At 54.2% G+C, this 13,342-nt stretch carries 9 protein-coding genes and 1 pseudogene; 2 read left to right on the forward strand and 8 right to left on the reverse strand.

Annotated elements, in window-relative coordinates; all coding sequences use genetic code 11:
- Positions 1–328: 328 nt before the first annotated feature.
- Positions 329–3,212: pseudogene (gene uvrA / locus ACHHV8_RS35870) on the reverse strand (excinuclease ABC subunit UvrA).
- Between the two features lie 168 nt (positions 3,213–3,380).
- Complete coding sequence (gene uvrB / locus ACHHV8_RS35875) at positions 3,381–5,378, reverse strand: excinuclease ABC subunit UvrB (protein ID WP_395164200.1); 1,998 nt, start codon at positions 5,376–5,378, stop codon at positions 3,381–3,383.
- Between the two features lie 261 nt (positions 5,379–5,639).
- On the opposite strand from uvrB, the gene ACHHV8_RS35880 reads away from it, so the two are divergent.
- Positions 5,640–6,431: a flagellar motor protein gene (locus ACHHV8_RS35880; RefSeq protein WP_395164201.1), complete on the forward strand. Its 792-nt coding sequence runs from the start codon at positions 5,640–5,642 to the stop codon at positions 6,429–6,431.
- Complete coding sequence (locus ACHHV8_RS35885) at positions 6,415–7,188, forward strand: flagellar motor protein MotB (protein WP_395164202.1); 774 nt, start codon at positions 6,415–6,417, stop codon at positions 7,186–7,188. Before ACHHV8_RS35880 ends, ACHHV8_RS35885 begins: the two co-directional genes overlap by 17 nt.
- Positions 7,189–7,315: 127 nt before the next feature.
- Here ACHHV8_RS35885 and ACHHV8_RS35890 read toward each other — a convergent pair whose 3' ends face one another.
- The 6 genes from ACHHV8_RS35890 to ftsE all read right to left on the reverse strand — a co-directional run bounded on the left by ACHHV8_RS35890 (position 7,316) and on the right by ftsE (position 13,229).
- Positions 7,316–7,858, reverse strand: a complete 543-nt coding sequence (locus tag ACHHV8_RS35890; protein WP_395164203.1) for a hypothetical protein — start codon at positions 7,856–7,858, stop codon at positions 7,316–7,318.
- Positions 7,855–8,619 (reverse strand): hypothetical protein, encoded by a 765-nt coding sequence (locus ACHHV8_RS35895; RefSeq protein ID WP_395164204.1) that lies wholly within the window; start codon positions 8,617–8,619, stop codon positions 7,855–7,857. Before ACHHV8_RS35895 ends, ACHHV8_RS35890 begins: the two co-directional genes overlap by 4 nt.
- A gap of 179 nt (positions 8,620–8,798) precedes the next feature.
- Entirely contained in the window at positions 8,799–10,244 is a 1,446-nt protein-coding gene (locus ACHHV8_RS35900) for a S41 family peptidase (protein WP_395164205.1), read from the reverse strand.
- Between the two features lie 92 nt (positions 10,245–10,336).
- Entirely contained in the window at positions 10,337–11,590 is a 1,254-nt protein-coding gene (locus ACHHV8_RS35905) for a murein hydrolase activator EnvC family protein (RefSeq protein WP_395164206.1), read from the reverse strand.
- Positions 11,591–11,635: 45 nt separating this feature from the next.
- Positions 11,636–12,553 (reverse strand): permease-like cell division protein FtsX, encoded by a 918-nt coding sequence (gene ftsX / locus ACHHV8_RS35910; RefSeq protein ID WP_395164207.1) that lies wholly within the window; start codon positions 12,551–12,553, stop codon positions 11,636–11,638.
- Entirely contained in the window at positions 12,543–13,229 is a 687-nt protein-coding gene (gene ftsE / locus ACHHV8_RS35915) for a cell division ATP-binding protein FtsE (RefSeq protein WP_395164208.1), read from the reverse strand. The genes ftsX and ftsE overlap by 11 nt, the downstream gene beginning before the upstream one ends.
- Between the last annotated feature and the right edge of the window lie 113 nt (positions 13,230–13,342).

The raw sequence follows: 13,342 nt of genomic DNA on the forward strand, positions 1-13,342 counted from the left end.
TTCGAATAGAAGGAATCCTCCCGATAATTATAATCAAGCGTGCAACGGTTATCCATGTCGGCTGAACGGTTTCTTATCGGTCGAACAGCTGTTTCGCAAACCTTCCACGTAACTATAAATTGTCCATCTCTTCAAAAATTTATAACTCCCGTCCCAGAATTTCAATGCTAGACATCCTTCCGCGTCAGCGTGATCGGCCGGTTAGCAAGAAGCGAGAGCAGTCATTCAACACGCGCGATCCGGCAAAAGAACCCTGCTCCCCGTCAACCGGCGGAGCAGGGCTTGCTATTGTTGCACCATAGGCGGCATCCCGCCCGGCCGCCATTCGTTAAATAACGCTTTGCTCCATCTGCTCCAGCCGTTTCGCATAATCCTTGGATCGGACGGTGTCTCTCTCCAAGATCGGCTTCAGGTAACGGCCGGTGTACGAGCCCTCTACCTTTACCACATCCTCCGGCGTCCCTGTAGCTATAATCGTACCGCCCTTGCTGCCGCCCTCCGGCCCAAGGTCGATGAGATAATCCGCTGTTTTGATCACGTCCAGATTGTGCTCGATAACAAGCACGCTGTCTCCGTTCTCCACCAGCCGGTGCAGCACCTTCAACAACCGGTCAATATCGTGGATGTGCAGACCGGTTGTCGGCTCATCGAGAATATAGATCGTTTTGCCGGTGCTCCGGCGATACAGCTCGGCAGCCAGCTTCACGCGCTGCGCTTCTCCGCCTGAGAGCGTCGTCGCGGGCTGGCCTAAATCCATATAGCCCAAGCCGACGTCCAGCAGGGTCTGCAGCTTCCGGTGAATGCGCGGAATGTTTTTGAAAAACTCGCACGCATCCTCAATCGTCATACCGAGCACCTCGGAGATGCTTTTTCCCTTATAGTGAACTTCCAATGTTTCACGGTTATACCGCTTGCCCTTGCACACCTCGCACGGCACATACACATCCGGAAGAAAGTGCATCTCAATCTTAATAATCCCGTCTCCACGGCAGGCCTCGCACCGGCCGCCCTTCACGTTAAAGCTGAACCGGCCCTTCTTGTAGCCGCGGACCTTCGCTTCATTCGTGTTGGAGTACAAGTCTCGGATATCGTCGAATACACCGGTGTAAGTGGCCGGATTGGATCGCGGCGTCCGCCCGATCGGGGACTGGTCGATATCAATGACTTTGTCGACAAGATCCAGTCCGACAAAATCGCGGTATTCGCCCGGACGCACCTTGGCTCCGTTCAGCTCCTTGGCCAATGTCTTGTACAAGATTTCATTGATCAGCGTACTTTTGCCGGATCCCGAGACGCCCGTTACACATGAAAATACGCCTAATGGAATTTTCACACTGACATTGCGCAGGTTGTTTTCTTTGGCTCCCTTAATCTCTAGCCATTTGCCGTTCGGCTTCCGGCGCTCCGGCGGAACGGGGATGAACTTCCTGCCGCTCAAATATTGCCCCGTCAACGATTCCGGGTCACTCCATAATTTCCTTCGGCGTCCCCTGAGAGACGACCTTGCCGCCGTGAATACCGGCCCCCGGCCCGATGTCGATAATGTAATCGGCCGCCAGCATAGTGTCTTCGTCATGCTCTACGACGATAAGCGTATTGCCCAGGTCGCGCATGTGCTCCAGCGTCTGAATCAAGCGGTCGTTATCCCGCTGGTGCAGACCGATACTCGGCTCGTCGAGAATATAAAGGACGCCCATCAGGCTTGAGCCGATTTGGGTTGCAAGGCGGATACGCTGCGCCTCTCCGCCGGAGAGCGTGCCTGCAGCCCGGTGCATCGTCAAATAATCCAGGCCTACGTTGACAAGGAACCCCAGCCGCGCCTTGATCTCTTTCAAAATCAGATGAGCGATCTGCGTTTCCCGATCATTGAGCTCCAGCGATTCAAACCATGCCTGCGAATCGCCAATGGACAGCGAGGTCACATGCGCAATATTTTTGCCGTTAATCGTCACCGCCAAGGTTTCCGGCTTCAAGCGCTGCCCCTTGCACTTGCTGCACGGCTTGGAGCTCATATACGTTTCGATATGCTCCCGAATCCCTTCAGAGAACGTATCGCGGTACCGGCGCTCCAGATTATGAATGATCCCTTCAAAAGCAACCAGCGCTTCCTTCCGGTGACCCATATCGTTCTCATAGCGGAACCGCACCTTCTCGCCGCCGGTACCGTAGAGCAGCTTTTTCATCTGGTCGGCCGTCAGCTCGGAAACCGGCACGTTCCGCGGAATGCCGTAGTGCTCGCACACCGCAGCGAGAAACTGCGGGTAGTAATTCGACGTGCTTCCCGCCCAAGCTTCAAAGGCCCCTTCCTCGATCGACAGCTTCGTGTCGGGAACGAGCAGGTCGGGATCGACAATCATTTTACTGCCCAAGCCGTCGCATTCCGGACAAGCCCCGAAAGGGCTGTTAAAGGAAAACATTCTCGGAGCCAGCTCCTCAATGCTGAAGCCGCACTCCGGGCAGGCCAGGTTTTGGCTGAACAGCAGCTCTTCCTTCTCCATCACGTCCACGATAACGCGCCCGTTGCCGAGCTTTAATGCCGTTTCAAGCGAGTCCGCCAACCGGGACTGCACATCCGGCTTAATGACGATCCGGTCGACGACGACTTCGATGCTGTGCTTCTTGTTCTTGTCTAGCTCGATGGTATCCGAAATATCTCTTACTTCGCCATTCACGCGAACGCGAACGAACCCCTGCTTCTGAATATCGGCCAGCAGCTTGGAATGCTCGCCCTTGCGTCCAGAAATGACCGGACCCATAATTTGCAGTCTCGTCCGCTCCGGGTATTCCATAATCCGGTCGACCATTTGCTCCACGGTCTGGGATGTGATTTCAATCTTATGATCGGGACAATGAGGGCGCCCAATCCTCGCAAACAACAAACGCAAATAATCGTAAATCTCCGTCACGGTACCTACCGTCGAACGCGGGTTCCGGCTGGTCGTCTTCTGGTCGATGGAGATCGCCGGGGACAGCCCCTCAATGGAATCGACATCCGGCTTGTCCATTTGCCCCAGAAACTGGCGCGCGTAAGCGGACAGCGATTCGACGTACCTTCTCTGGCCTTCCGCATAAATCGTATCAAACGCGAGCGAGGACTTCCCCGAGCCGCTGAGGCCCGTCAGTACGACGAAACGGTCGCGCGGGATCGTCACATCGATATTTTTCAAATTGTGCGCTCTCGCGCCCTTGATAACAATATTGTCTCTTGCCACTTGCTTTCCACCATCCTCCATAATAAAACGGTCCATCGGCTCTCCCAGGTTACCTAATTGCTGATCGGTACCGCTCCCGTTCCTTTGTATATGAACATCCGCGGGGTTGTCATACTTCGCAAGAGAAGCAAGCCGCGGATGTTTGCACATTATGATTCAGTATATCCATTAAAGGTCGGCTTTTAACTCCAGCACGGCATCGCGCAGCTCCGCCGCCCGCTCGAACTGCAGATTTTTCGCCGCCTCCTTCATTTCTTGTTCTAAACGTTCGATGAGGGACATCCGGTCCTTCTTCGACATCTTCACTTCCTTCACATCGGTCAAATAATCCGCCTTCGATTCGGCTACCTTCACCGCCTCGATTACATCGCGAACCTTCTTCTGGATCGTCTGTGGCGTGATCCCATGCTTCTCGTTATAAGCAAGCTGGATTTCGCGGCGGCGGTTCGTCTCCCGGATCGCTTTGTCCATCGAGTCGGTAATTTTATCACCGTACATGATGACCCGCCCGTTCGCGTTCCGCGCGGCCCGGCCGATCGTTTGAATCAGCGAGCGCTCGGCGCGCAGGAAGCCTTCCTTATCCGCATCGAGAATCGAAACCAGCGATACTTCCGGCAAGTCGAGACCTTCCCTCAGCAGGTTGATCCCGATAAGCACATGAAACACGCCCAGCCTCAGCTCGCGCAAGATCGCCATCCGCTCCAAGGTCTTAATATCGGAGTGCAAATACCGGACCTTGATCCCGACCTCTTTCAAGTAATCGGTCAAATCCTCGGCCATCTTCTTGGTCAGCGTCGTCACCAGCACCCGCTCATCCTTACGGATGCGGTCATGGATCTCGCCCAGCAGGTCGTCGATCTGCCCTTTGGTCGGTCTGACCTCGATAATCGGATCGATCAAACCGGTCGGACGAATGATCTGCTCGACCATCACCGGGCAATGCTCCAGCTCGAACGGCCCCGGCGTCGCCGAGATAAATACCGCCTGATTCACCTTCGCCTCGAACTCCTCGAAGCGCAGCGGACGGTTATCCATCGCGGACGGTAGCCGGAAGCCGTGGTTAACCAGCACTTCCTTCCGCGCCCGGTCCCCATTGTACATCCCCCGGATCTGCGGCAGCGTCACATGGGATTCGTCCACCATCAGCAGCATATCGTCCGGGAAATAATCGAACAGCGTGTAAGGCGTAGCCCCGCGCTCGCGGAACGTCAGCGGTCCGGAATAGTTCTCGATGCCGGAGCAGAAGCCCATCTCCTGCATCATCTCAATGTCATAACGGGTCCGCTGCTCCAGCCGCTGAGCCTCCAGCAGCTTGCCTTCTTCCCGCAGCTCGGCCAGGCGCTCCTCCAGCTCGCGCTCAATGTTCACAAGCGCCCGTTTCATCGTATCCTCATGGGTGACGAAGTGAGAGGCCGGGAAAATAGCGATATGCTCCCGCTCGCCCAAAATTTCGCCGGTCAGCACATCAATCTCCGTGATGCGCTCGATCTCGTCGCCGAACAGCTCGACGCGGACCGCCTGCTCCCCGTGGGAAGCCGGGAAAATCTCTATTACATCGCCGCGCACGCGGAACGTGCCGCGGACGAAATTCATATCGTTGCGCTGATACTGGATATCGATCAGCCGGTGCAAAATGTCGTTGCGCGATTTCTCCATCCCGACGCGCAGCGACAAGACCAGGTTGCCGTATTCGATCGGCGAACCCAAGCCGTAAATGCACGAGACGCTGGCCACGATAATAACGTCGCGGCGTTCGAACAGCGAGCTCGTCGCCGAGTGGCGCAGCTTGTCGATCTCTTCATTGATGCTCGAATCCTTTTCAATAAACGTATCCGAAGACGGGATGTAGGCCTCCGGCTGGTAATAATCGTAATAACTGACGAAATATTCGACCGCATTGTTCGGGAAAAACTCCTTCAGCTCGGCACACAGCTGCGCCGCCAGCGTCTTGTTGTGAGCTATGAGCAGCGTCGGCCGGTTCAGTCTCGCTATGACCTGAGCCGCCGTAAAGGTTTTACCCGTGCCCGTTGCGCCAAGCAGCGTTTGATACCTCTGCCCCGTCTGAATCGAAGCGACAAGCTGCTCGATAGCCTGGGGCTGATCCCCCTGAGGAGCGAAGTCCGAGACCAGCTCGAACGGTTTATAACTCATCGGTACTTCGTTCATTTCATCACCCGCCTATTGAAAAAGATCATCTTCTATAAACTTTTACACTCAAATGTCCGATAAATACTATGCGCGTATCGACGCAGGTTGACTCCGTTCGACTTTTTCCTCTATAGGAATATTTGTTCCCATTTATTATACCTTTTTTCACCTTTTGTTGCAAACGGATATCGCTTCCACAGCGCCTGATTTGCAAGAATCGGCATGAAGGCATAGACGCGTCGGCGTCATTATTTTACTCATTGTAGGGGTGGTACGAAGGTGGATTTAACAACGATTATCGGTCTCGTAATAGGCTTGGGGGCCTTGATAGGCGGTTATATGTGGGATGGCGGCCATATCAGCGCCCTGATCGTCCCGAGTGCGATGCTGATTATATTCGGAGGCACGATCGGCGCCATTGCGATCAGCTTCCCTATGTCCCGCCTGAAAGAAATCGGCAAAGCGCTCAAAATGGCGTTCACCGAAACAAAGCGCGATCCGCGTTCGACGATTGACGAGCTGGTGGATATGGCCAGCATCGCTAGAAGAGAAGGCGTGCTTGCCTTGGAGCAGCGGGCTCAGGAGCATCCGAACAACTTCCTGCGCGACGGTTTGATGATGGTCGTTGACGGAACCGATCCCGAGCTCACCCGGCAAATTCTGGAGCTGGAGATGGATGCGCTGGAGCACCATCATGAAGGCTGGGCCAAAATTTTCGAAGCCGCCGGCGGCTTTGCCCCTTCCATGGGGATCATCGGTACGGTTATGGGCTTGATCCACGTTCTCGGGAACCTGTCCGATCCAAGCACCTTGGGACCGGCTATCGCCGTAGCCTTTACAGCTACGCTGTACGGGGTATCCTCGGCCAACGTCGTCTACCTGCCTATCGCGCAAAAAATCAAAATTCGCAGCAAAGAGCAAATTTCCGAGATGGAACTGATGCTCGAAGGCATCCTGGCGCTGCAGGCGGGCGAAAATCCGCAGCTGATCAAAAAGAAACTGAATTCCTTCGTGCATCAGGACCATAAGAAAGCGGAAAGCGAAGGTGATAACGGTGGCGAGGAAGTCTAAAAATCACGGCAATCACGAGAATCATGAACGCTGGTTAATTACCTATGCCGATTTGATCACGCTGCTGCTTATTTTTTTCGTTATTATGTACGCGATGAGCAAAATCGATAATGAAAAATACCAGGTTTTGGCGCAGGCGCTCAGCTTCGAGTTTAAACAATCCGAGTCCGTGCTTCCCATGGGCGAAGGCGTGCTGGGCCGCGTAAGTACGGCAAAAGCCCTAGACGGGGAAAAGACCCAGGACGACGAGAAGGACAAGAAAGAGAAGGAAGAAAAGGAAGAAAAGGAACAGCGCGAGAAGCAGCTGGAAGACTTGCTGAAGAAGGTCCAAACCTATATTGAGCAAAATAACCTGCAGGCGCAGGTTGCGGCAGCCAATACGCCGCGGGGTGTGGCCGTCACATTAAACGACCTGTTCCTGTTCGATCTCGGCAAAGCCGATCTGAAGAAGGATGCCTACCCCATTCTCGATCAGCTCGCCAGCTTAATCCCGACATTGAACACGACGATCAGCATCGAGGGCCACACCGATAACCTGCCGCTGGCTACCGGTTCGATTTACCGGGACAATTGGGGCTTATCCAATGAGCGCTCCTTGTCGGTGCTTCGTTACTTTATTAACAAGGAAGGGCTCGATCCGAAAAAGTTCATCTCTACCGGCTATGCGGATACCCGCCCTGTCGCAGACAATAACAGCGCCGAAAACCGGGCCAAAAACCGCCGCGTCGAAATCGTTGTGCTGCGGGAACCCAGTTAAAACGGCAAAAGCTGTGCAGACGCGCTCGAATTCGAATGCGTCAGCACAGCTTTTTTTAGATTGTAGGCAGCACAATTGCAGAACAGCAGGCTCTTTCTTATAGACAGCTGCTCAGTTGCCAGCCTTCTTACATCGGCTTCGTGCCTGTAGATGAAGGTTTGGTAAGTACGCCGACCAACTTGCGGCTCAAGTATGCAAAGAGATGCGTCTGGCGTTCCTCGGCATAATACATGGCCTCCTGATCGGGAGCCAGCAGAATGCCGAGCTGGTGATGCTCGTCGGAGAACAGCGCATGCTTCACGAATTTGCTCTCTCCCGCCAAGTTCAGCACCTCCAGCTTGCAGAAGGCGGAGTTCAGCTGCATCGCCTGATGAAGCTCACGCTTCGTGTGCACCGGCACGCCATTCACCTTGTGAATGATTTCACCGGCTTCCAGCTTCAGCCCTGCGGCTGCGCTGTTCCGCAGCACCGCCAGTATCTTCAAGCCTCGCTTATCATGGACGAACGCAGGGCTTCGCTTCGCCTCATCCCATCGGCTGTACACCAGCAGACCCTCGTGCAGCACAATGCACAAGAGCGAAGACAATATCATCAGCACAGGGACCAGCTTGGCGAGAATGGCCAGCAGCAGCACGGCTGCGGCATATACAGCCAGCAGCTTGGCGCTCATGCGCGCCTTCTCCTTCGGCAGCCGGGACCGGCGTGATCTCGGCGAAGCCGATCATGACCGGGAAGCCCACGATCGTCCAGCCTCCGCTCCAGAGATCCCCGCCGAGCAGCGGCGTCCAGGGCAGCGGCGAACCGGCCGCTCCCTGCATAGGGACGAGCAGAAACAGCGTCAACGGCCAAAATCCTTGCAGGTGATAGCCGCCGACGATTTTGCCGCGCTTGCTCTCGTAAAACATCGGCGTCGCGATTCGCGCCCCCTGCTGGCGGACGAACAGCGCCTCCACCAGGTGGAGGACCGGCGACGAGCGCAAGCAGCGCCGGCATGTTCAGGCCGCGCAGCGCGTCGGCGAACCATGCCCCCACGCCGCTGGCGCCAGCGCTCCACTGCGGGAACCAGCCCAGCACGGCTTGGGCCGCTCCCAAGAGACCGATAGCATACGCCCAGCAGAAGAATCGGACGCGGAACAGAATCAGCGCCAGCGATACGATCCAGAGCAGAATAATCGCCTCTGCCTGAATTGTCGCTCCGACAACGGCCATCAGGACGGAAGCCGCGATTCCTCCGATCCAGCCCCACAGGACCGTGCGCCACGTTTCGGACAGCAGCGAATGAAGCTTGGTATGAAACAGCTTGCGTTCAAATAAAATTTGTCTGCGGTACTGCAGCACAATAAATAAAATACCTATGTAGTAAAACGGATGCGAGAGGAGTTGAAGCAGGGCTTGGAGCCCTTTTTGCGCAACATCCATAAACAAGGTCATCGGACCGCTCCTTCCGGGATTTTACGGCTGTACACACAATTTTAACGCTGACTGCAAAAAAAGATTAGAAAAGCCGGACAAAGCCAGCCTTTCTAATCTTTTCGACGTACTGCCTGCGATTTCCTTCCAAACCCCCAACTTTCCAGTAAAAGGCAGGCGACGCCTTCGGAAACGCAGCCTTATTTCGAAAGCTGTGCTTGAACTTGCTGCACAGCCGCTTTCAGTTGCAAATCATTTTTCGGATCCTTGATCTCGGTCAGGATCGCTTTCTCCAGACGGTTCGCTGTCTCCACGTCCACCTCGCCGGTCATCGGAAGGCTCTGCGTCCGCTGGAAGGCCTTGACGGCCAGCGCTGTCTTTTCGCTAAAGTAGCCGTCCGTCCGATCGGGGCTCAGACCCAGGCCTGCGAGCATAATCTGCAGGTTCTTCACGTCCTCGGAGTTCGAGTCCGGCTTCAGCGTCCCCTTCTTGGTCAGCGGAGCGACTTTGAAATAAGCCGGCTGCTCCACCGGAACGTCTGCCTCGATCCCTTTCTTATGAATCCAGGTGCCGTTCGGCGTCAGCCATTTATACACAGTCATTTTAATGTTGCTGCCGTCACCCATTTCCTTCTCGAAGGTGACCTGCACGGTGCCCTTGCCGTAGCTCGTTTCACCGACCAGCTTGCTTCCCGCCGAATCATGGAGAGCTCCCGCCAAAATTTCCGATGCGCTGGCGCTGCCTTTGTTGATCAGCACGGTGACAGGGTAATTTTTGCCGGTGCCTTGGGAGTTCGTCGCTTCAATCTCGCCCTTGCGGTTCTCGATTTTCACGATCGGCTTGCCCTTCTGCACGAACGGCTCGGCAATCTCTACCACGGCGGACAGCAGGCCGCCCGGATCGTTGCGCACATCGATAATCAAGCCCTTCATGCCTTTGGCTTCCAGGTTGGCCAGCTCTTCCTTGAACCGCTTGGCGGTATTGCTTGAGAACTGACGGATTTCGATTTTGCCGATGTTGCCGGACATCATTTCCGCATAGACGGTCTCGACATCAATGTCGTCGCGTACGACGATCATCTGAATCGGGTCCTGCGTGCCCGGTCTGACGATTTCCAGCTTGGCTTGCGTTCCTTTCGGTCCGCGGATTTTCATGATCGCCTGATTGAGCGTCAGCCCGTCCAGCTTCTCGCCATTGACCGATACGATGACGTCCTTCGCATGCAGCCCCGCCTTCTCGGCCGGGGAGCCCTTGATCGGCGCCACGATCGTCACCTTGCCGTCGTCGGAGGAAACCTCAGCTCCGATTCCCTGGAATGAGGACGTGATGCTCTCATCAAACTGCTTCGCCTCATTCTGGTCCATGTACACCGTGAACGGGTCATCCAGCGTAGACAGCATGCCGTTGATCGCTCCGTTCACGACCTTCTCCTTGTCCACATCGGACAGGAACTTGCCCTCGATCAGCGAGTACGTCGTTGAGATCTTGTCTAAATCCTTCGTGGTCAAGCCCGATTTCGCAGCCGCCGCGCCTTCCTTGCCCGCCACCGCAAAAATGGACGGGTTCACAATCGTAAGCGTCATGATGCTGCTGGCGAACATAGCCAACAAAATAAATGCCAAAACCGTACGACCTTTAAATGTCATTGCTTCTTCCACACCGCCTTTATCCACTCGTCCCTATGAGGTCAACGCCCATTTGTATTATATGACAAGCTATTAGAAATTATTAACAGCGGTTAGCGCAAGTATGGTTTCGGATCGACCGGTTCCGAATTGATACGCACCTCAAAGTGCAGATGGTTGCCCGTTGATTCCCCTGTAGAGCCGACTTCAGCAACTTTCTGCCCTCTTTTGACGGTATCGCCCTTCTCAACAACCGTACCGCCGTTGCGGATATGCCCATACAGCGTCCAATAGCCGCCGCCATGGTCGATGATAACGGTATTTCCGTAGCCGCTCCACCAAGAGGCGACAATAACTACGCCATCGCCGGCAGCCAAAATATCGGTACCGTTCGGCATGGCCAGATCGATCCCTTTATGCAGCGTCTTCACGCCGGTAAACGGGTCGGAGCGATAGCCGTAGTCGGAGGACATCGGAGCGACTCTCGGAAGCGGATAGCCGAATTTGCCGCCGGATAAAGACGGCGTAATCAGCGGACCGCTGCTGCTTGCGCTGCCCGACTTGCTCTTCGAAGCAGCGGCACGGGCCGCCGCCTCGTCGGCTTCCGCCTTGCGCTTGGCCGCCATAAGCGAGGACTGCTGCTTGGCGAAAGCGATCATTTTCGCTTCCTCGTCATCGGAAATTTTCTCCTGCTCCTGCTGCTTCTGATCCAGGCTCGCTATGAGCACGTGCTTTTCTTTATCTTTTTGCTGCAGATCGGCATTGGCCACGGATTGCTGTTCATACAGACCGCTCAGCTGGTCCAGCTTGCTCTTCGATTGCGTTTCCTTCTCCAGCTTGGAGGTACGGTCTCTCTGATTATCCTCCAAAATGCGCTTATCCTGATCGGCAATCGATTTCAGCGCATACAGGCGGTCCAAAAAGTCGCCGAAGCTGGTAGAATTCATCAGAACGTCCGTATACGAGACCGTTCCGTTCATATACATAAGCCGAAGGCGGGATTTCAGCAATTCGTCGCGGGCTTCAATTTGAGCTTCCACCTCATCGATCTGCTGCCCGATTTCCTTCAAGTCCGCTTTCGTTGTATAAATTTGATCGTTCAAACCGTTCAGCTTCAGGTTGGATTCTTCAATCTGCTTTTGAAGCACTTTCAATTCGGCTTCAGCCTGCTGCTTATCTTTTTGCACTTTATTGATTTCATTTTGAGCACTGTTCGCTTTTTGCTGCGAATCGCCCATTTTTTTCTTCAGATCGTTCAACTGCTGCTCAATCTTCTGCGATCCGGAGACCGCATAGGTCAGCTGCGGTGTTACCAGTGTACCTATCAATCCTGTAGTGACGACGAGAGACAGAAAAGTCTTCTTCAACCTTCGTTTCCTCCCCTTACGGATATTACCATCCTAAACTGGCGGCTAAACACGCAAAAACTTGCGGACGGACAGCATGCTTCCCCAAATCCCTATCATGATGCCGATGCCCAGCAGCAAGCCCGATACGGTCATCGAAATTTGATGAAACGGCAGAAGCTTGATCATCAGCATGCTGAGATCCGTCTGCGTAAAGCTCATCAGCTCATAGTACCCATACAGCAGCAGCGCGACGGGAATCACCGAGCCCGTCACCCCAAGCAGCATACCTTCTATAAAAAACGGCCAGCGGATAAACGAATTCGTCGCCCCGACCAGCTTCATGATGGCGATCTCTCTGCGTCGTGCGACAATCGTCAGCTTGATCGTATTAGCAATGAGGAACATCGCCGTCAGAGCAAGCCCCGCGACCAGTATCAGACCGATATAGCGGACGATTTGCGTCACCTTGAACATCGTTTCCACCGTTCCCTGTCCATAGCTGACCCGATAAATCGGCTTCGCCGGCTTATCCGTGTTGATCGCATTGATCTTCTGCGCAACGGCTGCCACTTCTCTCGGCTCGGTCACCTCTACGGTAAACGAATCGTTCAGCGGATTGTTCTCGCCCTCATAGCCCTCCGTCAGCGACTTTCCGTTCTCGCCCAGCTTGTCCCGCAAATAACTAAGCCCTTCGTCCTTCGAAACAAAAGTGACTTTATCCACCTGCGGCAGCGCGGCGATTTCATTTTGCAGCGGAGCGATCTGTTCCTTCGGTACATTCACATCCAAATAGACCTTGATCTCTACCTGCTGCTCGATCTGCTGCGCCAAGTAGTTAACATTTAATGTAAGCAAAAGAAAGATGCCGAGAATAAACAGCGAGATGGCGATCGAGCTCACCGAGGCGAATGACATCCAGCCGTTGCGGATAACATTTTTGCCGCCCTCCCGCAGGTGGCGCAGCCCTGTGCTAATCCTCATAGCCGTATTCACCCCTTGCTTCGTCCCGCGCAATCTGGCCGTTTTCTATCGCCAGCACCCTTTTTCGCATTGTGTTTACAATTTCTTTATTGTGTGTCGCCATGATGATGGTCGTCCCCCGGAAGTTGATCTCCTCCATCAGCTTCATAATACCCCAGGACGTTTCGGGGTCAAGGTTACCCGTAGGCTCGTCCGCAATAATGACGGACGGGTTGTTCACAATTGCACGCGCAATAGCTACGCGCTGCTGCTCGCCTCCGGACAGCTGTGTCGGCAGAGAGCCGGCCTTATCCCGTAAATGGACGAGCTCCAGCACTTCCTGTACCCGCTTGCGGATCAGCTTCTTCGGCGCTTCGATAACTTCCATCGCGAATGCGACATTCTCTGCTACGGTAAGCTTGGGAAGCAGGCGAAAATCCTGGAAAATAACTCCGATGTTGCGGCGCACATACGGAATCTTGCGCTGCTTGAGCTTCTCCAGATTAAACCCGTTGACAAAAATACTGCCTTTGGTCGGTCTTTCTTCTCTATAAATCAATTTCATGAATGTCGATTTTCCTGCGCCTGAAGGCCCTACGACATATAAGAATTCGTTACGGTCGACTTTAACGCTGATGCCTCTGAGTGCGTGACCCCCGTTAGGGTACGTCTTCCATACGTCATGCATTTCAATCACATTATCACATCCTGAATTTTCTGTAGCTCATATAAGTTCGACATAAACAGGTAAAATCCTTTACTTCTAAAAGAAATTCAACACTTTTTTCACATTTTTCCTTCACAATTTGT

It is taken from the genome of Paenibacillus sp. TAB_01 (assembly GCF_043945595.1).
Taxonomy (GTDB): domain Bacteria; phylum Bacillota; class Bacilli; order Paenibacillales; family NBRC-103111; genus Paenibacillus_S.